At 35.3% G+C, this 21,207-nt stretch carries 24 protein-coding genes; 4 read left to right on the top strand and 20 right to left on the bottom strand.

Annotated features, from left to right (window positions below):
- Positions 1-28: 28 nt before the first annotated feature.
- The gene (locus KORDIASMS9_RS00780; RefSeq protein ID WP_114901019.1) at positions 29-799 is read right to left on the bottom strand and encodes an ABC transporter ATP-binding protein; all 771 of its coding nucleotides are present in this window, start codon (positions 797-799) and stop codon (positions 29-31) included.
- Positions 799-1,536 (bottom strand): ABC transporter permease, encoded by a 738-nt coding sequence (locus tag KORDIASMS9_RS00775; RefSeq protein WP_114901018.1) that lies wholly within the window; start codon positions 1,534-1,536, stop codon positions 799-801. Before KORDIASMS9_RS00775 ends, KORDIASMS9_RS00780 begins: the two co-directional genes overlap by 1 nt.
- A gap of 135 nt (positions 1,537-1,671) precedes the next feature.
- Between KORDIASMS9_RS00775 and pafA the strand changes: the two genes are divergently transcribed.
- On the top strand, positions 1,672-3,360 hold the full coding sequence (gene pafA, locus KORDIASMS9_RS00770; RefSeq protein ID WP_114901017.1) for an alkaline phosphatase PafA: 1,689 nt from the start codon (positions 1,672-1,674) through the stop codon (positions 3,358-3,360).
- On the opposite strand, the gene KORDIASMS9_RS00765 is transcribed toward pafA, so the two are convergent.
- From KORDIASMS9_RS00765 to KORDIASMS9_RS00755, 3 genes are all read right to left on the bottom strand, one after another.
- A complete protein-coding gene (locus tag KORDIASMS9_RS00765; RefSeq protein ID WP_114901016.1) occupies positions 3,357-4,106 on the bottom strand; it encodes a LytTR family DNA-binding domain-containing protein in 750 nt (249 codons plus the stop codon). The genes pafA and KORDIASMS9_RS00765 overlap by 4 nt on opposite strands.
- Before the next feature lie 123 nt (positions 4,107-4,229).
- Positions 4,230-5,093: a glycosyltransferase family 2 protein gene (locus KORDIASMS9_RS00760; protein WP_114901015.1), complete on the bottom strand. Its 864-nt coding sequence runs from the start codon at positions 5,091-5,093 to the stop codon at positions 4,230-4,232.
- Positions 5,094-5,096: 3 nt separating this feature from the next.
- Complete coding sequence (locus KORDIASMS9_RS00755; RefSeq protein WP_114901014.1) at positions 5,097-5,624, bottom strand: methyltransferase; 528 nt, start codon at positions 5,622-5,624, stop codon at positions 5,097-5,099.
- A 140-nt stretch (positions 5,625-5,764) separates the two neighbouring features.
- Here KORDIASMS9_RS00755 and KORDIASMS9_RS00750 point away from each other — a divergent pair, with 140 nt between their 5' ends.
- The gene (locus tag KORDIASMS9_RS00750) at positions 5,765-7,288 is read left to right on the top strand and encodes a lipopolysaccharide biosynthesis protein (RefSeq protein WP_114901013.1); all 1,524 of its coding nucleotides are present in this window, start codon (positions 5,765-5,767) and stop codon (positions 7,286-7,288) included.
- A 9-nt stretch (positions 7,289-7,297) separates the two neighbouring features.
- On the opposite strand, the gene mscL is transcribed toward KORDIASMS9_RS00750, so the two are convergent.
- Positions 7,298-7,750 (bottom strand): large conductance mechanosensitive channel protein MscL, encoded by a 453-nt coding sequence (gene mscL / locus KORDIASMS9_RS00745; protein WP_114901012.1) that lies wholly within the window; start codon positions 7,748-7,750, stop codon positions 7,298-7,300.
- Between the two features lie 134 nt (positions 7,751-7,884).
- On the opposite strand from mscL, the gene KORDIASMS9_RS00740 reads away from it, so the two are divergent.
- Positions 7,885-8,409: a glutathione peroxidase gene (locus KORDIASMS9_RS00740; RefSeq protein ID WP_114901011.1), complete on the top strand. Its 525-nt coding sequence runs from the start codon at positions 7,885-7,887 to the stop codon at positions 8,407-8,409.
- Between the two features lie 6 nt (positions 8,410-8,415).
- Here the strand turns inward: KORDIASMS9_RS00740 and KORDIASMS9_RS00735 are convergent, their stop codons facing one another.
- The 5 genes from KORDIASMS9_RS00735 to gcvP all read right to left on the bottom strand — a co-directional run bounded on the left by KORDIASMS9_RS00735 (position 8,416) and on the right by gcvP (position 15,368).
- Positions 8,416-9,504, bottom strand: a complete 1,089-nt coding sequence (locus KORDIASMS9_RS00735; RefSeq protein ID WP_114901010.1) for a serine hydrolase — start codon at positions 9,502-9,504, stop codon at positions 8,416-8,418.
- A gap of 59 nt (positions 9,505-9,563) precedes the next feature.
- Positions 9,564-10,352 carry a LytTR family DNA-binding domain-containing protein gene (locus tag KORDIASMS9_RS00730; RefSeq protein WP_114901009.1) on the bottom strand — a complete coding sequence of 263 codons (789 nt, stop codon included), beginning with the start codon at positions 10,350-10,352 and terminating at the stop codon, positions 9,564-9,566.
- 83 nt (positions 10,353-10,435) lie between these two features.
- A complete protein-coding gene (gene proC / locus KORDIASMS9_RS00725) occupies positions 10,436-11,227 on the bottom strand; it encodes a pyrroline-5-carboxylate reductase (protein ID WP_114905104.1) in 792 nt (263 codons plus the stop codon).
- Between the two features lies 1 nt (position 11,228).
- Positions 11,229-12,287: a 3-oxoacyl-ACP synthase III family protein gene (locus tag KORDIASMS9_RS00720; RefSeq protein WP_114901008.1), complete on the bottom strand. Its 1,059-nt coding sequence runs from the start codon at positions 12,285-12,287 to the stop codon at positions 11,229-11,231.
- Between the two features lie 234 nt (positions 12,288-12,521).
- The gene (gene gcvP / locus KORDIASMS9_RS00715) at positions 12,522-15,368 is read right to left on the bottom strand and encodes an aminomethyl-transferring glycine dehydrogenase (RefSeq protein WP_114901007.1); all 2,847 of its coding nucleotides are present in this window, start codon (positions 15,366-15,368) and stop codon (positions 12,522-12,524) included.
- A gap of 149 nt (positions 15,369-15,517) precedes the next feature.
- On the opposite strand from gcvP, the gene KORDIASMS9_RS00710 reads away from it, so the two are divergent.
- Entirely contained in the window at positions 15,518-16,333 is an 816-nt protein-coding gene (locus KORDIASMS9_RS00710) for a hypothetical protein (protein WP_205318023.1), read from the top strand.
- Here the strand turns inward: KORDIASMS9_RS00710 and KORDIASMS9_RS00705 are convergent.
- The 9 genes from KORDIASMS9_RS00705 to KORDIASMS9_RS00665 form a co-directional block, all read right to left on the bottom strand.
- Positions 16,330-16,587, bottom strand: coding sequence for a hypothetical protein (locus KORDIASMS9_RS00705; RefSeq protein ID WP_114901005.1), 258 nt, complete (start codon positions 16,585-16,587; stop codon positions 16,330-16,332). The two genes, KORDIASMS9_RS00710 and KORDIASMS9_RS00705, sit on opposite strands and share 4 nt — an antisense overlap.
- 13 nt (positions 16,588-16,600) lie before the next feature.
- On the bottom strand, positions 16,601-17,155 hold the full coding sequence (locus KORDIASMS9_RS00700) for a sigma-70 family RNA polymerase sigma factor (protein WP_114901004.1): 555 nt from the start codon (positions 17,153-17,155) through the stop codon (positions 16,601-16,603).
- Between the two features lie 74 nt (positions 17,156-17,229).
- Positions 17,230-17,694 carry an SRPBCC family protein gene (locus KORDIASMS9_RS00695; protein WP_114901003.1) on the bottom strand — a complete coding sequence of 155 codons (465 nt, stop codon included), beginning with the start codon at positions 17,692-17,694 and terminating at the stop codon, positions 17,230-17,232.
- A complete protein-coding gene (locus KORDIASMS9_RS00690) occupies positions 17,691-18,161 on the bottom strand; it encodes a hypothetical protein (protein ID WP_114901002.1) in 471 nt (156 codons plus the stop codon). The genes KORDIASMS9_RS00695 and KORDIASMS9_RS00690 overlap by 4 nt, the downstream gene beginning before the upstream one ends.
- Before the next feature lie 40 nt (positions 18,162-18,201).
- Positions 18,202-19,119 (bottom strand): TIGR01777 family oxidoreductase, encoded by a 918-nt coding sequence (locus tag KORDIASMS9_RS00685; RefSeq protein WP_114901001.1) that lies wholly within the window; start codon positions 19,117-19,119, stop codon positions 18,202-18,204.
- A gap of 4 nt (positions 19,120-19,123) precedes the next feature.
- A complete protein-coding gene (locus KORDIASMS9_RS00680) occupies positions 19,124-19,531 on the bottom strand; it encodes a hypothetical protein (protein WP_114901000.1) in 408 nt (135 codons plus the stop codon).
- Between the two features lie 6 nt (positions 19,532-19,537).
- A complete protein-coding gene (locus KORDIASMS9_RS00675; protein ID WP_114900999.1) occupies positions 19,538-19,891 on the bottom strand; it encodes a hypothetical protein in 354 nt (117 codons plus the stop codon).
- Positions 19,892-19,897: 6 nt separating this feature from the next.
- The gene (locus KORDIASMS9_RS00670; RefSeq protein WP_114900998.1) at positions 19,898-20,785 is read right to left on the bottom strand and encodes a cyclopropane-fatty-acyl-phospholipid synthase family protein; all 888 of its coding nucleotides are present in this window, start codon (positions 20,783-20,785) and stop codon (positions 19,898-19,900) included.
- On the bottom strand, positions 20,782-21,126 hold the full coding sequence (locus KORDIASMS9_RS00665; protein WP_114900997.1) for a hypothetical protein: 345 nt from the start codon (positions 21,124-21,126) through the stop codon (positions 20,782-20,784). Before KORDIASMS9_RS00665 ends, KORDIASMS9_RS00670 begins: the two co-directional genes overlap by 4 nt.
- Positions 21,127-21,207 lie beyond the last annotated feature (81 nt).

The raw sequence follows: 21,207 nt of genomic DNA, 5'->3' as shown, positions 1-21,207 counted from the left end.
TATAGTAGAGAAGTTTTTGAAAGTACTTTTAGCCTTCGAGTTCTTTTAAATATACTTCTCTTACTTTTTTGAATAAATCAGAAGAATACACAAAATCGGTTACAGATTTATTATCAGTTTTAAAGATTTCCTTATTGGTGCCTTCCCAAGCTTTCACACCGTTTTTTAAGAAAATAATTTTCTCACCAATTTCCATCACGGAATTCATATCGTGTGTGTTGATGACAGTCGTAATGTTATATTCGTCCGTAATTTCTTGAATTAAATTGTCAATCACAATCGCCGTTTTCGGATCGAGTCCAGAATTCGGTTCATCACAAAACAAATACTTCGGATTCATCACAATGGCACGCGCAATTGCCACACGTTTTTGCATTCCACCAGAAGTTTCTGCGGGAAATTTATGGTGTGCATCAACCAAATTGACACGTTTCAATACAAAATCGACACGATCTTGCATTTCACTTTTAGATTGATTTGAAAACATACGCAACGGAAACATCACGTTTTCAGAAACCGTCATGGAATCAAACAAGGCACTTCCTTGAAAAACCATGCCCATTTCGGTACGCAGCTCTCTTTTCTCTTTAACAGATAAACTTTTGTATTCTTTCCCATCAAACACAATAGAACCTTCTTCAGGTACATGTAGTCCTAATAGTGATTTTAAAAAAACCGTTTTTCCAGAACCACTTTGTCCAATAATGAGATTGGTTTTTCCCTTATCAAACGTGGTTGAAATTCCTTTTAAAATTTCAACACCATCAAAAGATTTCTTTATGTTTTTTACTTCGATCATTAAGTCAGTAATAATTGTGTGATGAGGTAATTTATCAAAATAATCACAACACTCGTCCAAACGAACGAGGTTGTACTTGCTTTTCCAACTTCCAACGCGCCACCTTTCATATAATAGCCGTAAAAAGAAGGAATGGTTGCCAATACAAATGAAAACACAAAGGTTTTTACAAATGCATAGGTTACGTGAAAGGGTATAAAATCTATTTGCAATCCTTGAACGAAATCGGCACTCGTAGAAAATCCTCCATAAATAGACGCCAACCAACCGCCGACAATTCCTAAAAACATCGCAATCGTAATCACGAAAGGATACAAAGACAAGGCAATAATTTTTGGAAAAACTAAGTAATTCAACGAATTTACGCCCATTACTTCCAACGCATCGATTTGCTCGGTAACACGCATGGTTCCAATACTTGACGTGATAAATGAACCTACTTTTCCTGCCATAATGATAGAAATAAATGTAGGAGCAAACTCTAGTATTACCGACTGTCGTGTAGCAAAACCAACAAGGTATTTAGGAATCAACGGATTGTTAATGTTCAAGGCAGTTTGTATGGCAACAACACCGCCCACAAAAAAGGAAATGAAACATACAATTCCCATAGAACCGATAATCAAATCGTCAATTTCTTTAAAAATAAGATTTCTTAGCATCGACCATTTGGTCATCTTACTAAATACGCTTTTTAACATTAAAAAATAGCGTCCTATATTTTCTAGGTAAATCATGGGCTAAAAATACATTATTCATAGAAGCTAATAAAATAATTAACGATTTAATGATTAGTTAAAATGGTATTTGCTGTAAAACAATTACTTTTGAAATCATAAAATCATCTATAGCTAATAAATTCGAATTGAATCATGAAGCAAAGTATCTTACTTGGTGTGTTGTCATTACTTTTTATTCAGTGCATTTCTGTAAAGCAAAAAGTAAAAAGCACGCCGAAAAAAACTACCGAAACGTCTGAACAAACTTCAGCTACGTCCAAACCAAAATTGGTGGTTGGTATTGTAGTTGATCAAATGCGTTACGACTATTTAACGCGTTTTGAAAGCAAATATGGTAATGGTGGCTTTATGCGAATGATCAAAGAAGGATACAATTGTAAAAACACGCATTACAATTACATTCCAACATATACAGGTCCTGGACACGCGTCCGTATACACAGGAACGACTCCCGAAAATCATGGAATTATTGCAAACGATTGGTATGATAAATTCATCAAAAAATCGGTGTATTGCGCATTCGACGATCGTTACGCTTCTGTAGGAGTAGAAGGAGAATGGGCAGGGAAAATGTCTCCACATCGCATGTTAACGACGACTGTAACAGACCAATTGCGATTGGATACACAACAACGCGGAAAAGTGATCGGAATTGCCATTAAAGATAGAGGCGCAGTGTTACCAGCAGGTCACGCCGCAAATGGAGCCTATTGGTTTTATGGAAAAGACAAAGGAAATTGGATTACAAGTACTTATTATACCAACGAATTGCCAACGTGGGTGCAAAAATTCAATGCGGCGGATGAAGCAGAAAAGTATCTGACCACTTGGAATACTTTGTACGACATCAATTCGTATACAGAAAGTGACAAAGATGCAAGTTCGTATGAAGGCTCTTTTAAAGGAAAAGCGAATGCAGCGTTTCCGTATGATTTGGCAAATTTAAAAGACGAAAATGGCGGATTTGACATTCTAAAAGCAACGGCGTACGGAAATAGCTTGACAACCGATTTTGCAATCGCAGCCATACAAGGAGAAAGTTTAGGAAAAGATAACGATACCGATTTCTTGGCAGTTAGCTTTTCAAGTACAGATTATGTGGGACATCGTTTTGGTGTAAACTCAAAAGAAATTGAAGATACGTATTTGCGATTAGACAAAGATTTAGAACGCTTATTTGCAACGCTTGATGCAGAAGTGGGACAAGGAAACTATACCATTTTCTTAACGGCAGATCACGCGGCGGTACATGTGCCATCGTATTTGCAAGATTTGAAAATTCCAGCAGGATATTTTGAAAATCGTCCTTTTAAAAAACACTTAGAAGATTTCTTAAATACGACTTACGGAAGCGACCAACTCATAGAAAACATTTCAAGTGGACAAATATTCTTAAATCACACTGAAATAAAACGATTGAACCTTTCCGCTACAGCGATTGAAAACGCACTACAACGCGAATTATTAACTCACAATCAAATTTCAAAAGTATACACACGAACTGCTTTTTTGAACAGTGAATTTACACATGGAATTGCAGCTACGTTACAGCGTGGTTTCAACCAAAAACGATCTGGTGATGTGTGTTTTGTGTTGGATATTGCCACGATTCCATACTCGCGTACAGGTTCCACGCATGGTTCAGGATTTAATTATGATACACATGTTCCACTATTATTTTACGGACATGGAATTCAACAAGGAGAAACTTTACAGCGAATCAAAATTACAGACATTGCACCGACAATTTCCGCTTTATTAGAAATTTCCTTTCCAAATGCAGCTACAGGAAATCCAATTGAAATGGTCTTAAAAAACTAAATATTCTTTTTATTATACAGGCTTAAAAAGTGTATTACTTTTTTACGATTTCTGATAGAAGTAGTGATTTCAACACCATTTGACAAGGTTACAATGCCGTCTGGAGTAAACTTTTTAACTTGCTTTACATTCACCAAAAAAGATCGATGTACACGAAAAAAATCTTTGTGTTCCAACAGTTCTTCTACCGACTTCAAATTTTTTGAAATCATGACTTGTTCCCCCGATCTTAGATACACATTTGTATAACTTCCAGAAGCTTCACAATACACAATACTCGCACAGCGAATAGACGTATATTTGCCTCTTTCATAAATAGTTATCGATTCGCCTTTGCTGGCAATTTGCTGCTTTAAAGCTTCAAATTTAAGTTTGTCAAACGCAGAACGTTTCAACATATACATATCCAGCACTCTTTTCAATTCGTCTGTTTGTATAGGTTTGTTGAGGTAATAAAACGCAAAATAATCCATGGCTTTTTCTTTATAATCTAAAAAGCCTGTGGTGAAAATAACCTCAAAATTCATTTCTGATTGAAGTGCATCCAACACTTGAAAACCACTTCCGTCGTTCAGTTGAATGTCTAAAAAAACAATTTCAGGTTTTTTACGTTGAATTAATTTTACAGCATTTTCAACATCAGAAGCCCAGCTAGTAATATTTATATATGAATGATGTTGTTTAAGAATAGCTACTAAATATTCCATGGAAGACTGCTCATCTTCAATGATAATTGCATTAATCATGTATGTACTTTTTACTGAATCGGGGTTTCTTGAGAGGTAATACGATTTAAAAATACGCTAAATTTCTGAGAAAATGCAATTTTTGTTTAAAATGCGAAGAAATACCTGCTATTTTTCTGACTATTAAAGACCTAAAAAGCGTTTAATTTTTCGCGTCATTTGCGTACGTCTGTAGGTGCGAATGAATGTAGCTTGTGCCGAAGTCACCATTTTAGGTGTTTTTGCTTTTTGAGCTGCAAAAAATCCTTTCATATAATCGAAAAAGATAGGAATACTTTTCTTTTTCAGTGCAATTTTGAAGGAAGAAATCAACGAAATCCAAAAGCCATATCCAAGTTTATAAAAAACGACTCCGTGGTTGCGATGCACTTTCTGTTTGTATGCATTCCCCGTAGGTTTTAAGTGCTTTATTGCTAAAGTTTCATCTACAAATACTTTCCAACCATAAAAACGCGCTAAAAGCACATCTGCAGTGTCCCAACCTAATGATTTTTGCAAACCGCCAATTTGTTCAAAACACGCTTTTCGATAGGCTTTAAATGGACCTCGCACATGATTTTTGTCGGCAACAGTTTCATATACCCAATTGCCATTTTTCTCAATAAAAGCCAAACCGCCAGCAATTCCAATTTTTGGATCACTTTCAAAATGACGACAAATCGTTTCAAAGTAATTTGTGGGTAAAATGAGATCCGCATCTAATTTCACAATCACATCAAAATCAGCATCCAACGTTTCAAAACCTGTATAAAAAGCTTTTACGACTTTGCTGCCCGGAAGATGTTCATCACTCGCATTGGTGTTCACTTTCGTGAAGAAAGAATACTGCGCCACAAACCGATCAATAATCATTTCGGTAGCGTCGGTAGAAGCATCATTTACGAGTACTACTTTTTTTGGAAGCAGCGTTTGTTGCACTACAGAATGAAGCGTTTGTTCAATAAAATCCGCTTCGTTATGTGCTGGAATGATGATGTAATACTTCATAAACTATGCTTTGCGTTCGGCATACACAGCGTAATAGCGTGGAATCAAATGGCGAAGAATTGGTCGTGGTGCAATGGGTGGACGTGAAGGATTGGTCCACTTTTTTGTTTTGATAATTTCCCAACCTGATTTTTCTAACAGCCAATCAAACTGCCAATCTTCAAACTCGTGGTAATGCCTGTCCCAAGGATCAGTTTTACTGCGATACGCAGTTGCAAACCACAAACGCAACGGAACGGTAACCACCAATTTTTTTGCTTTAATTTCTTTCAATACATTAAAAGGTGCCACAAGATGTTCAAAAATTTCAAACGCAGTTACTACATCAGCATCACTATTTTGTACTGATGAAAAATCTTCGTCTAAATCTTCTCCATTCGTGTTTTCAACCATATATCCTTCTTTCTTCATGATTTCTGAAAAAGGGTTTTCTACACCCAAATCTAAAATCTTTGCATTAGTAGGAATAACTTCCTTTAAAAATTCAAGCGTATATTTATAACGCTTATGCGGATAGAATTTACTGTACATCTGTTGAAAGTCTTGATCAATACAAATATATACAAACCATAGCTAAAATCGTGTCTTTCTAGCTTCTTTAAATCGTATTTGAGATCGTTTCTAAAGTTCATTTTTCAAAACGCAGACTCGTTCCGTACATTTGTGTACATTTGTCATACAAACATTTGCCACGATTGGAAAAACACCAAAAAGAAGTATCGTCACAAACGCTTAAATTTAGTATCATCAACTATGTTGGTGCGGCTATTGGCATTGTGTCCACGCTTTTTATTTATCCGAACGACAAAGAATTTTTAGGGATCATTCGCTATATTTTTGATGGTGCACAAATTCTCATGGCGTTTTTCGTATTTGGAACGTCGCAATCGCTTGTCAACTACTTTCCTCGATTTAAAGAATCTGCTGAAAAACGAAATGCTTTTTTCTCCACAACGTTACTCATTGTGATGATAAATGGCATCTTATTTTCTGTTATTTTCTTGTTATTGGCGAATTCACTATCAACTGTACTCACAGACTTTCACGTCTTTGACTATATTGGCTATTCTGTCATTGTAGGTGTTGCTTTCGCGATCATGGATGTGTGCAAACGACAAGCTTCCAACTATAAAAAAATTGCCATTCCGACACTATTAGAACGCTTTTCAATTAAAATTTTCTTTCCAGCGATTTTTTTGCTGTATTTAGGGAATTTGATCACGGTAGAAACGGGAAAAATCATCTATGTACTTTGTTTTGTCATTATTATGCTCATTGCGTTGTGGTATGTGAAAAAAGTAGCGAACATTCAATTCAATTTTAAGTCAAAAAAAGTATTTCATCGTGAATTTAGAAGTGAATACATAAAGTACAGTGTGTTTGCTTTTTTTAGCATTCTCGGTTCGTTATTGGCATTTAAGATTGATGGAATTATGGTGCCAAATTTGATTGAAGAAGGCAATGCCATGACGGCAAACGGAACGTACAGTATCGGCGTGGTTTTAGCGGCAACCTTGGCAATTCCTGCGATTGGGTTATATACCATTTACAGTCCGATCATTACAGAATATATAGCAAAAGATGACATAACTTCGCTTGGAAAAAAGTATCAAGAAGTCTCAAAATTGCTATTTGCTATTGGTGGATTTTTACTCTGTTGTATCTTTTTAGGTGTGGATGATTTATTTTCAATGCTACCTACGCGTGAAAATTTAGTAGACACCATTCCCGTGATTTTAATTCTGAGTTTTAATGTTGTGATTGACATGACGACTTCGTTCAATTCACATATATTGCTGTATTCAAAATACTATCGTTTCAACATGGTAGCGATTGCTATTTTAGTTGTATTAAACATTTCATTGAATATTTACTTTATCAAATATCTCAATTTGGGGATTGAAGGCGCTGCGTATGCGACATTGATTTCCATGAGTTTGTACAACACCGTGAAGCTGATTTTTATCTATTCAAAATATAAAATACAACCGTTTACACAAAAGCATATTTGGTTGTTGCTGTCTTTCACGGTCACCGTAAGTCTGTTGCATTACTTTCCTACAACCAATTATATTCTGCTCGATATATTACTAAAAGTAGGAACATGTATGATCGTCAACGGATTTGTCATTTTCAAACTCCGCATGATTCCTGCTGCCAACGATTGGATTTCGGAAAAATTAGGCGTAAAGTAAATTTTAAAACTATTTCGCTGCATTCTTCTGTGCAATTTCCAATTGCTGTTCCATCAATTCCGTCATTCGGCTCAACAATTCAATATCTTTCGGTGTGGCAATGGTTGTATTCTTCGGATCTTGCCCTTTTTTACGAATCGAATTCATAAACTTCACCACTAAAAACACAGTAAATCCAATAATGGCAAAATCGACCAGCACTTCAAAAAGCTTTCCATAAGCAATGGCGACTTCGTCTACTTTTGGCATATTGTCTGCTGTTACAGCTTCTCGCAGAATTACTTTTCGATTGGACCAGCTAATTCCGTCTGTCAAAAGCGATAATGGCGGTAAAAAAACTTCTTTCACCAATACATCAATCACTTTGTTAAAAGCGGCTCCAATAATAACTCCGACGGCAATATCAATCATATTTCCCTTTACGGCAAACTCTTTAAACTCTTTAAATAGATTTAATTTCATGTTGTGACTTTTTTGTAAAAATAGGAATCCTTTTTGAAAATATTCATTAGAAATGAAAACTACGATAAGTATCGCTTTTCGTGAAAAAGAGCGTTAAAATCGTTATTTTTGTAGTGAAAAGAAAAAGAAAAGCTATGAAAACCATTGAAAAAGCGAAACTAAGTACCAATGTTTCTGCAAACACTGAAAAACAATCCATCTACGATATTGAAATTAATGATCTTCACGGAAATCCGATGTTGTTGTCAGATTTTAAAGGAAAGAAAATTTTGTTTGTAAATGTGGCGTCTAAATGCGGATTTACCAAACAATACAAAGAGTTGCAAGAGTTGAGTGATTCCTATAAAGATCAATTGGTTGTTATTGGTTCGCCTTGCAATCAGTTTGGGCGACAAGAACCTGGAGACGCTTCACAAATTCAGGAATTCTGTCAAATAAATTTTGGTGTTACCTTTCCACTTACGGAAAAACTTGACGTTAAAGGGAAAAACCAACATCCGTTGTACAAGTGGTTGACTTCTAAAGAATTAAATGGTAAAAAACGTTCCAGCGTGAAATGGAATTTTCAAAAATACCTCATTGACGAAAACGGTCAATTCGTCAATTATTACTACTCATTGACGAAACCTATGAGTTCGAAAATCCGTAAGCATTTATAAAAGTGCTTAGTCATTTTTTTTATAATACACTGATAATTTTAACAATTCATTAGCCACTGGATCAACACTAGATTGTGCTCTTGATGTATTTGCTAATATAATACTAACAGCTTTTTTACTTGGAGCTATAAAAAGAAACGAAGTACATCCAGTTTGACCTCCAGTATGCCCAATAAGTGCGCCTTCATTTGGTTTTTTTGAATACAAAAACCAACCAAAACCATAGGCGTTATTTTCTTTTTCCAAACTGTGATGTTGGCGCATGAGATCTAAAGTGCTTCTTTTAACAAAAACATTATTTAACACAGCATTTCCGAACTTTAACATGTCTTCTGCAGTTGTATAAAATCCTCCAGCAGGAATTCTGTTACTTAAATTATTTTCTTTGGCTTTTTTAGCTTTTCCTTTTCCGTTATTACGAGAATATAACTCTGATTTGTTTTCTACTTTTACACCAAATTTATCAACTCCTGTATGTGTCATTCCTGCTTTATCCCAAATATTTTTTTGCATATACGCTTCGAAAGTTAGTCCAGATACGCGTTCAATAATAACTCCTAAAACGGTATAACCATAAGTTGAATAATTATATTGAGTACCAGGCTCAAATAGTAATGCTCTGTCTTTAAATAGCGCTAAAGCATCATAAAGTGTTGGGTAGTTTTTTGTAGTATTGGATTCTTTTCCATTTTTGTAACCTGCAATTCCCGATGTATGCGATAATAAATGCCTTGTAGTAATTTGAGTTTTTGGATGTGTTGGATAATCTGAGATATACGTTTGTATAGGCGCATCTAAATCTAATAAGCCTTGTTCTACCAACTGCATCACTGCCAAAGCTGTCATTGGTTTTGCAATAGAACCCATGCGTAGTTTTGTAGCTGTTGTAAACTTTTCTTTTGTTTTTTTATTGGCATATCCAGCAGAAGACATAGCAATTGTTTTGCCATCTACACTGTAACCAGCAACAACACCCATTACTTTTTTATCGGACACCATTTTTTCTAATAATACATGTACTTCTTTATTTTTATCTTGAGAGATACTTGTAAAAGATACCAGAATAGTTGCTATTAAGATTATATTTTTTTTCATCGTTTGTGAATTTTTGTTGAGTTCAAATTTAAAGATGAAAATGATTGTATGTCCCTATTTTATTGCGATTGTGGTGAATCTATCGTTTTTAGGGATGAGTGATTTAAAGCCAATACATCGTTTTTGTAATTTTTGGAAACGGGAACTTCTATTCCAGTTAATAAAATTTTAGCAGCGCTTTTCCATTCTTTAAAATGATCAGGATTGATTAAGTGTGAACGATGTACTTTTAGCAATACAGGGAATTGAAGTTCTATATTTTTTAAAGTAGTTCTTAGAAGCTTCTTATGTAATATACCATCTATTAAATAATTTACTTCAACATAATTATCTGCACTTGAAATACACACTAAATCTGAATTCTCTATTTGAAGTATATCTAACTTATTATCACCCTTCAAAATGATTTTTTCAGAACTTTTATTGCCATGTTGTTTTCTCAAAAACCATTTAGCAAAGATGATGATTGGTAATAGTATAAAGAAAATAGGATAGTAAACTTCAAATGTAAATTTTGTAAACGAATAATCACCATTAACAATACTAGATTTATAGTACAGATAACTACCAATTAGTACGATAATATTAAATAGAATTAGGTGAAATATTTCAAATAATAATTGTTTGTGCTTTTTTTTGATTACAAAATCTTGGAAAGGAATTAAAACAATGTATCCAATAAATGTAATGAGCCCATACACAGGCATTATTAGTAATCGTATTTTAAAAGAAACTTCTGAAGCATCAAAAGGAGCAATAATAATTAAAAAAATAGTAAGCCAAAGCGCAATTATAAAAGCCGCTAAAAAATGATACAGGTATGTTTTTTTAAATTTTAAGGATGACATTATACTCAATTCGTAAGACTAAAATAATTGATGATTCGCTTTATGCAACTAATTTAGTAAATACAAACTAAATATAAAGTAGTTTATTTCTGAATGGTTTCAATCGAAGTCTTAATTCCTTTGATCAATGACGAACTAAATCCTTGATGTTCCATCTCGTTCAGTCCAGCAATGGTGCAGCCTTTAGGCGTCGTTACTTTGTCAATTTCCTCTTCGGGATGGTTCCCGTTTTGCAATAACAATTCGCTCGCACCTTTTACCGTTTGTGAAGCGATTTTCGTTGCGGTTTTGGCATCAAATCCAATTTCAATGCCACCTTGAATCATTGCGCGAATGAAGCGTAACACATAAGCAATTCCGCAGGCACCGAGAACCGTGGCAGCATCCATCAAACTTTCGTTGATTTCTATGGTTTCGCCCAATGCGTCAAAAATAAATTTCGTTTTCGACATGTTTTCTGAGGAAGCATTCTTCGAAGCCAAACAGGTAAGTGATTCGCCAATCGCGGCTGCGGTATTCGGCATTGCACGAACGATTTCAATGTTGCTATTCACACAGGTTGCTAGTTGTTCTAGAGAAAAATCACTGATCACAGAAATGATTAAATGCGCTGGTGTAATATATGCAGAAAGTTCTTTTAGTACACTTTCAATACGATACGGTTTTAAGGCAAAAATTAGGATTTTTGATTGTTGTACGGCTTCCACATTGTTAGAAGTTACCTGCACACCTTGCGCTTTTAAATCGTTCAAAAGTTCAATTTTGTTGCGCGTTACATAAATTTGCGAAGGATTGTTGTGTTGTTTTAACAATCCTTGCGCAATAGATTTTCCTAAGTTTCCGCCACCAATAATGGCAATTGTATCGTGATTCATGTCAATATTTATAAACAATTGCGTTGATGTTCATTCCAGCACCAACACTAGCAAACATAATGATGTCACCTTTTTGTATGTCTTGATTTTCTACTTGTCCTTTGGTAACCATATCAAATAACGTTGGAATCGTTGCCACCGAACTGTTTCCTAAATTATGAATAGTCATTGGCATAATGCTTTTAGGAGCTTCTTTATCATATAAGTTGTAAAAACGCTCTATAATAGCTTCGTCCATCTTTTCATTGGCTTGATGAATGAATACTTTTTTCAAATCATCAATAGCAACACCACTTTTGTCTAAACAAGCTTTCATGGCTGCTGGCACATGCGTCAAAGCAAATTCGTATATTTTTCGACCGTACATTTTTATGTATCGCGTATCGTCGCTCAACTCAGGATTGTTTGATTTTCCAAAGTATAAATAATGCGCTTCATCATACGAATGTGTTGCAGTTTCATGTGCAATAATGCCACAATCTTCGGTAGTAGTTTCAATAATTGTTGCGCCAGCACCATCTGAGTAAATCATAGAATCTCGGTCATGAACATCCACAACGCGTGATAAGGTTTCTGAGCCAATAACAAGGCATTTTTTAGCAATTCCTGCTTTGATAAAAGCATACGCTTGTATCATGCCTTCAAGCCAACCTGGACAACCAAATATAACATCGTACGCAACACATTTTGGATTCTTGATGCGCAAGTTGTGTTTTACTCTACTTGCCAAACTTGGTACCATGTCACTTTGAATGGTATTGTGTTTTACGTCGCCAAAATTATGTGCAAAAATGATATAATCTAAGGTTTCAGGATCAATATTGGCATTAGCAATTGCTTTTTCAGCGGCAAAAAATCCTAAGTCTGAAGAAGAATGATGCGTTTCTGCATACCTGCGTTCATCAATTCCTGTAATCGACTTGAATTTTTTTATAATAATAGCTGTGTTTTGTTTAAAAGGGCTACCATCTTCATTTAAAAATTGGTGTTGAAGGAAAGCTTCATTGATTTCAACTTCAGAGGGAATATAACATCCTGTCCCAGTTATTTTCACTTTCATACAATCATAGTTTTTTGGGATTATAAGCTACTAAATTAATGATAATAGACTTTTAATTATTTAGCGGATGCTTCAAAGTTTTTATTTTTGAGGATAATGCACTCAAATGTTAATTATGTGAATAATTTTCAAAAGAATACATAAGATAGTGATAATTCTTCAAATAAAAATATGAAACAGTCTACAAAAAAGAGCGTACAAAGGACGCTCTTTTCATGATTTTTAAAGTGTATTTTATGCTTCTGCATATTCCTCAATAGGCGCACACGTACAAATTAAGTTTCTGTCTCCATAAGCATCGTCTACTCTGCGAACGGTTGGCCAGAATTTGTTTTCAGCCACAAAGGACAATGGGAATCCAGCTTTTTGACGCGAGTATGGAAGATTCCATTCGTCAGCTGTTAACATTCCGAGTGTATGTGGTGCATTTTTCATCACATTGTTGGTGTCACTTGCGCTTGCTTCTGAAATTTCTTCAAAAATAGCTAACATCGCATCACAGAAACGGTCTAATTCTGCGACACTTTCACTTTCCGTTGGCTCAATCATAATCGTTCCAGCTACAGGGAATGAAACTGTTGGCGCATGGAAACCATAATCCATCAAACGTTTGGCTATGTCTGTGACTTCTATTCCGTGTTGTTTGAATGGACGGCAATCAATGATCATTTCGTGCGCACAACGTCCACGTTCATTGGTGTATAAAATGTCGTACTGACCTTCCAAACGACCTTTGATATAGTTTGCATTTAAGATGGCATATTCTGTCGCTTCTGTCAATCCTCTTGACCCTAACATGGTAATGTATCCGTACGAGATTAAACATACCAAGGCACTTCCCCAAGGCGCCGCAGAAATTGAAGTAATGGCTTGTTCGCCACCAGTTTCAATGATTGGATTGCTTGGTAAGAAAGGTGTTAAGTGTGCTGCTACACAAATTGGTCCAACACCAGGTCCGCCGCCGCCATGTGGAATGGCGAATGTTTTGTGTAGATTTAAGTGACAAACATCGGCACCAATTGTAGCAGGATTTGTCAGTCCTACTTGTGCGTTCATATTGGCACCATCCATGTATACTTGTCCACCATTATCGTGAATGATTTGTGTAATGTCTTTAATGGTTGCTTCAAAAACGCCGTGTGTTGATGGATAGGTTACCATTAACGCTGCTAAATTGTCTTTGTGAAGCAATGCTTTTTCACGCAAGTCGTCGATGTCTATATTTCCGTCTTCAGACGTTTTGGTTACAACAACTTTCATCCCTGCCATCACGGCACTTGCTGGGTTGGTTCCGTGTGCAGACGCTGGAATTAAACAGATGTTTCTGTGTGTATCTCCTCTTGATTCGTGGTAGGCTCTGATGACCATCAATCCTGCAAATTCTCCTTGCGCACCAGAGTTTGGCTGCAAAGAAGTTCCTGCAAAACCTGTAACAACGTTTAGCTGGTGAATCAGTTCTTTTAGTAATATTTGATACCCTTCTGCCTGCTCTACAGGAACAAAAGGGTGAATGTTATTCCACTGTGCTGAACTTAGCGATAACATTTCCGCCGCAGCGTTTAATTTCATTGTACAAGAACCCAAGGCAATCATGGAATGATTTAGCGATAAATCTTTACGTTCCAATTTCTTGATGTAGCGCATCATTTCTGTTTCCGAATGATAAGTGTTGAATACATCTGCTTCCATAAACGGTGTTTCACGTACTACAGAAGCTAATATTTTAGAAGTATTTGTATCTGTAATCTGCACAGTTTCTTTTACAACAACCGCCGCAAAGATGAAAATGATGTCTTCTAAATCACGTTTCGTAGTTGATTCGTTGATAGAAATGGCAACCGTTTTGTCGTCAATGTATAAAAAGTTAACTTCGTTGTATTCTGCAATTTCTTTTACTTTGGCAGCATTTGCTTTGATGACAATTGTATCAAAGAATGCTGTATTTGTTTGCTTGAACCCTAATTGTTTAAGCGAATTTGCGAGATTTACAGTGTTTGTATGTACTTTGTTAGCGATGTAGCGCAATCCGTTAGGTCCGTGATATACTGCGTACATTCCCGCCATGACGGCAAGTAATACTTGTGCAGTACAGATGTTAGAGGTTGCTTTGTCTCTTTTGATATGTTGCTCGCGGGTTTGTAATGCCATGCGCAATGCACGATTTCCGTCCGTATCTTTCGTAACACCAATGATTCTTCCTGGAATGCTACGTTTGTACGCTTCTTTCGTGGCAAAAAATGCGGCATGTGGTCCACCATATCCTAATGGAATTCCGAAACGTTGTGTGGTTCCTACGACAACATCTACTCCAAAGCTTCCTGGCGATTCTAACAATACCAAACTTAAAATATCTGCTGCTACTGCTACTTTGATTTCGTTTTCGTTTGCTTTTTCTGTGAATGCTCTGTAGTCAAATATTTGACCGTGTTTTCCAGGATATTGTAGTAAAGCACCAAAATAGTCTGTTGAAAAGTCAAATTCTTCATGATTTCCAATTACCAACTCAATTCCGATCGGAATAGCACGTGTTTTTAATAAGGAAATTGTTTGTGGTAATACTTCTTCAGAGACGAAAAACTTTACGATGTTTCCTTTTTTCTGCGCTCTTGATCGTACACCAAATAGCATTGTCATGGCTTCTGCCGCAGCGGTACTTTCGTCTAATAAAGACGCATTGGCAAGTTCCATTCCTGTCAATTCCGTCACCACCGTTTGGAAGTTTAACAAGGCTTCCAATCTTCCTTGTGCAATTTCTGCTTGGTACGGCGTATACGCTGTGTACCAACCTGGATTTTCCAAGATGTTACGTTGAATGACAGGCGGCGTTACGGCTTCATGATATCCCAAACCGATGTACGATTTGAAGATTTTATTGTGACCTGCCAAATCCTGCATGTGCGCTAAAAATTCATTTTCGCTTAGTCCTTTTGGAAGCGAAAGTGCTTCTCGCAAGCGAATTCCATCTGGAATGGTTTCATCCATCAATTGTTCAACAGAATCAACTCCGATAGTCTGTAACATGTATGGAATGTCTTTCGTACGAATTCCATTATGTCTCAATGAAAAAGAATCAGTTTTCATCAGCTATATTTTTTCTTTTTTTATAGTTGTGCTTATGGCATGCAAAAATACAACTAAAAAATTACTTCTTTGCAATTTTGTGTGGTTGCGAAATGCGAAAGTTTTTAACGAAAAAGTTAGGTTATGAACAGTTTGGCTATTTTTGTTTGATGAATGTTTTAAAAAGAGGTTTCAATTTTTATTTAGATAGCAGTATTCACATAGGTTTTAGCGTGTATGCTTTGACGTATTGTACGCTGTATGTGTTTGATTTACCGTATGATGAAGCTGTTTTGTATTTCACATTTTACGGTACGATTGTGACATATAATTTTATAAAATACGGGAGTTCTGCGAAGCAATATTTTTTTGTTGCCACCAACTACTTGAAATTTATACAGATGTTGAGTTTTGTGTGCTTTGTATTGGCTTCGTATTATGCGTTTCAATTACAATGGAAAACCTTGTTCCTTGCCGTCGGATTGAGTTTACTGTCTTCGCTTTATATTATTCCTTTTTTACCCAAACAGAAAAATTTTAGAACGCTCCCAGGTTTTAAAATCTCTATTGTAGCGTTGTGTTGGACAGGAGTTACGGTGTTGTTGCCCATTGTGAATGCAGATATTCCACTTGCAGAAACCAATGTTATTTTATTGGGTTTGCAACGTTTTGTATTAGTGTTGGTTTTGATGATTCCGTTTGAGATTAGCGATTTGTCGTATGATGCCGCCGCTTTGGGAACGTTGCCACAGCGACTCGGAATTCCACGAACAAAATTGCTTGCCTATGTGTGGATTGTATTGTTTGTATTCTTAGAATATTTTATTGAAAAATCTTTTTCTACAGCATTTTTTATGACTGTGGGAATCGGGTTGTTGTTGTGTGTGTCTATTTGGCAATCGCGCATAAAAAAATCGAAATACTTTGCCGCTTTTTGGGTAGAGAGTATTCCGATTGTATGGTTTTTACTTTTAGTATGTGTTTAGTATTTGCTCATTTCTTCTTTGAGTTTGCGCGCCATTTCGTCTTTCTTTTTTTGTTCTATAGCGTCAATGTTTGATTTTTGAACCAATTCGGTGAGCTTTGCATTTTTACTAGAATATGCTCTTGTGATGTGACACCAAGACAATCTTAATTTCAGTTTTAGTATTTCCCAAAAGCCAGCTTCTCCATACTGCGATTTGTCGCAAATATGTTGAGCTTCTTCACACGATATAAAAAATTTGAATTTCGTACTCATTCTTCATTACTTATTAAAACCAGTTCTGTTCGAGGCATCCAGAAAGCGTGGTTCTCGCTCTGTGAATGATAACCCAAAGGTTAGACGCAGTTATATTTAAATCATTACAAATGGTTTCTGTGTCGTATCCTAAAATGGTTTTCATCTTAAAGATTTTAGCTTGTTTTTCTGGAAGTTTGTCAATGCAGTCTTCAATGGCAAGTCCAAGTTCTTCATTTTGCATTTGATCTTCGGCGTTTTTATCATATCCATCAGCAACGCGCTCTTCCAACCAATCACCTTCCGATTCTGTGTCAGCATTGTAATTGATGCGTACTTCCGCTTGCCCTTTTTTTGAATTGATTTTGCGATAGTAATCAATAATTTTTCGTTTCAAAATAGAGATGAGCCACGTACGTTCTGAGGCTTCTCCTTTGAAATTTGCCATTGATTTTAGTCCTGCAAAAAACGTTTCTTGGACTAAATCTTGTGCAGTTTCTCTATCTTTTACCCTTACAATTGTGTAATTGAAAAGATAATCCGCATAGAGCGTAATCCACTTGTTCGGATCCAGTTGATGGTTTGGCATTTGTGAGCTATTGTTTTTTCAAATGTAAACGATATTGTTGAAATAAAAAATATTTACAGCGATAGAAAAATCTGTCAACCTGTTAAATTTGAGATTTCTGCGCGTTGTTTGATGTGTTGATTTCGTTCGTGTAAAAATTTGGTGAGATAGGATTTTAAAATGAAGTAATTAAATACGCGTCCAAAAATGCCATACGGAACTTCGTAGTTGAAAATGTCTGTCATGTCCGTTGCATTGTCCACTTCTTTAAAAATATGTTCATGTCGCAAACTTTTGAAAACACCTTCTACCATTTCATCCACAAAAAAAGTGGGTGATTCCATTTCGGAAATTAGACTCGTGTGTTTTATATAAACCCCAAAATGTTTGGCGCGCCACGTTACCGTTTCTCCCAAATTTATTTTCCCAGAAGTCACACCAGCAATTGCTTTCTCGCGTGTGTTTTTGCTTGAAGCTTCATGTTCGGTAATATCTCTAGAAATGTCGAAAACTGTTTGAATTGGCGCTTTGATATGTGTTTTTAGTGTAATAGTAATCAAAGCTTATCTTTATTTGATTTAGAATTAATGATGTATCTTTCTATTTTGTTTCTATGAATAAAACTGTTGTAGTCATGTTTTTGATATAATTTCTTATCAATGAAAGTATCAATTCTCTTTGTTAAATTTAACTCATAAATACTGTTACTTGAATTAGCTACTTTTAATTCAAAGCAGTCATTCAATTTTATTTTATGATTATTAATTACACCTACAGTCTTAGTTAATATTTTATGGTATACAATGTCATTTTTGATAAAGTAGAAATAAATAACATCTTTAGAACGTTTTCCTATTGGTTTTTTAGGGTGCAACTTTTCTATTACACCAACAGTTTTAAAGGAATCGTTGGCTAGTTTTTTTTTATCATATATGTTTATTTTTAGTAAAACAACTATGATTCCAAAAAATAAGATCACATTTATAATGTTTTTCTTAGTCCAAATATTTTTTTTCTTTCTTCCCAAAATTAGATTTAAGCCTATAAAAATAGGATAGTTTTTTTATTTAATGACGATTAATAATTTCTTCAATCGCCTTTTCAGCAGTCGGATATTGAAATTGAAAACCAGCATTGACTAATTTTTCAGGAATTACAAATCTGCTTTTTAAAATCAATTCAGCTTCCGTTTTTATAATGAGCGCACCAAATTTGAGTAACCATTTTGGTTGAAAGAGTCCGAAAGGAACTTTAAGTACGTTCCGAATTGTTTTCATAAAACGTTTATTTTCAATCGGATTCGGAGCTGTTATATTATACGTTCCCGTTTCGTGTTTTTCTAGCAAAAATGCAACAGCGCGACAAAAATCATGTTCGTGAATCCAGCTCACTTTTTGTTTTCCACTTCCTTGCGTTCCGCCCAAACCAAGTTTTGTTAGGTTTTTCAGCGGAATAAACGCGCCACCATTTTTTCCCAATACGATGGAAGTCCGCAACGCAATTTTGTTGGTTTTTGGAGTATTGCAATCGTAAAAAGTAGCTTCCCACGATTTGGCAACGTTCATAGAAAAATCGTCACCTATCTTTCCGTTTTCTTCCGTCATTTTTCGTTTTAGCGAATGCTCATAAATTGTTGCAGTAGACGAATTCATCCACACTTTTGGAGGCACAGCGCAGGCTTGTATTGCTTCGCCTAGCACTTTCGTAGCATTGACTCTGGAGTTTAGAATTTCTGCTTTGTTTTTTTCACTATAGCGACAATCTACCGACTTTCCCGTAAGGTTTATTAATACAGTTGCACCTTCAAGTTCAGTCATCCAAATATCTAAAGTTTTTGCATTCCATTGTACATAGCGCAAATGGTCGTTTCCTGTTTTTCTTGCGCTTCTTGATAGCACTATAATTTCATATCCTTTTGGTAAAAAGTAGCTGATTAATGATTGTCCTAAAAATCCGCTTCCGCCTGCAATGATTATCTTTTTCATATCGTTATTTTTTGGTTGAAAATGTAGGTACAACAGGTTTTTTTTCTGTACTTCTTGTCACTTTTCTTCCTCGTAGAAATAGAAATAAATTCAAAAGTAGCATTGCCCCAAGGTAGATAGAAAAGCTTCCAATTTTGAGTCCCATGACTTCAATAAGTTTCTGGTTGTCAATGTTGTAAGTTCCATTGTAATTTGAGATTTTCATAAGAATTAACGCCATTCCGATATTGATAAGATAGAAACCAACTTCAAAAAGTTTGTTGGTTGCGAGCGCTATTGTTTCCTTTCCTCTAAAAATTTCGATCATAAAACTTTTGCCACTTTCAAATAGCTTTTTAGAGACAAAAATGGTGAGTCCAATAACAATTGGTAGATAGACGAAATACGCGATGATGATTTTTGTTGATCCCATGATGTGTTAATTTATAGGTTGTTTTTTTCTGTTTAAAAATGTAATCCAAAAGATGTTGTTGTAATGTAAAAGTGCCAACAGCACAATTGTGCTTCCGAGAATCTTGGACAGTGTATTGATCATTTCAGGTAGGTTTTCCACCGTATCCCAAAAGGTAATTGTAATTGTGGCGGCACCTAAATTGATTAAGTAATATCCAATGAGTAAAAGTTTGTTTAAATTTTGTGTCATCTCAATATCATTTTGAAAAATGCTACATAAAAACACTTCGCCACTTTTGTATAGTATCCAGCCTACTTTTATGGTAATAAAGAAGATTATTGGAATGTATAGTATGTAACTGATGATATTGAAATTCATACCAATTTATTTTTTAGCTGTGATCATATAATATCCAAAATTCATCATGCTCAAACTTGATAAAAGCGCAAAGAATGAACCTTTTAAGTTTTGTTTACTTTCGGGTTTTAGCGGTTCTTTTTTGAATAGTTTTTTTAGGATAAATCCGCCAATTGCAAAAGGAACATGTAATACTGATGGCGCCACTCTGTACCAAATATTTTGCACTTTGATGTCTTTAAAACCGATATCTTCTAAGTCTTTTTTGACACGATTGATATTTGCCAAACTTTCCAAACTCCACGAGTCACACAAACCTTTATACGTGTATTTTGCGAGCAGATTCATTTGCTTGTAATTTTTCTTTATGAATGCATCTGCAATGACAAACGTAGTATTGGGTTTTATGATTCGGTATGTTTCCGCCAACGCGTCTTTGCTACAACCTGAATGGCACAAACTTTCTATCGCCATCGCGCCATCAAAGGAGTTTTCTTTTAAAAATGTGTTTCGGTAGTCTCTGTTTAAAATTGTTCCGCGATCTGATTGAAGCAATTCATTTCCTTTTTCTACTTGAAACGGAGAAATTGTCAAACCTGTCACAGCTAATTTTGGATGATTGGCAATTCCGTGACGAATAGATGCGCCCATGCCACAACCTAAATCTACAATGTGTTTTTTTTGATTTTTAATATGTAAACGTTTGAAAACTTCTGCATTCATCTGATTCAGCATGCGATCACGCGTAAACAAAGAGGTTTTAAAAGGAATATAATACCCAAAGTGCATGTTTAGATCTTTGCTCCAAAAACGATAATCGTCCGTGGCTTTGTCGTAAAAGTCAATGATTTGTTCTTTGTTTGTTGGTGTTTGAAATTCCTTTTTGAGATAGGTGAGTAGACAGAGATTTTTCATAAGACACGTTTTTCGAGTTCAACAATGATATAAGTGAAATAGCCAGCAATACCTAACGGAATAATGATACTAAAAACAGGTACAATAGATGTGTTGAGTGCTGTATTGATAAGATCGCCATTGAAAAAAAGCAATAAAGATAAACTGGCTACAGCTCCATAAATTTTTAAATGATCTTGTATTCGTTTTGAAAATTTATCATAATTACATAGTAAGACGATGAAGAATATGAGTTGAATAATTCCTAAAACCAACTGCATAAAAAGTCCTGGAATGATCAATGTATACCCTAAAATGGTCAATGCGAATACGATGTTGTTGATGTGATATATAAATTTCATGACTATTGTATTTTTTAAACTTTCAATAATTAGTGAAAGTTTTATTGAAAATAAAAAGGAAAATGAATTCCTTTCGTGTTT

Origin of the sequence: Kordia sp. SMS9 (assembly GCF_003352465.1) — a bacterium.
In the GTDB taxonomy this organism is placed as follows: Bacteria; Bacteroidota; Bacteroidia; order Flavobacteriales; family Flavobacteriaceae; genus Kordia.
The sequence above is the reverse complement of the archived record's forward strand: the minus strand, read 5'-3'. Positions and strand labels throughout refer to the sequence as shown.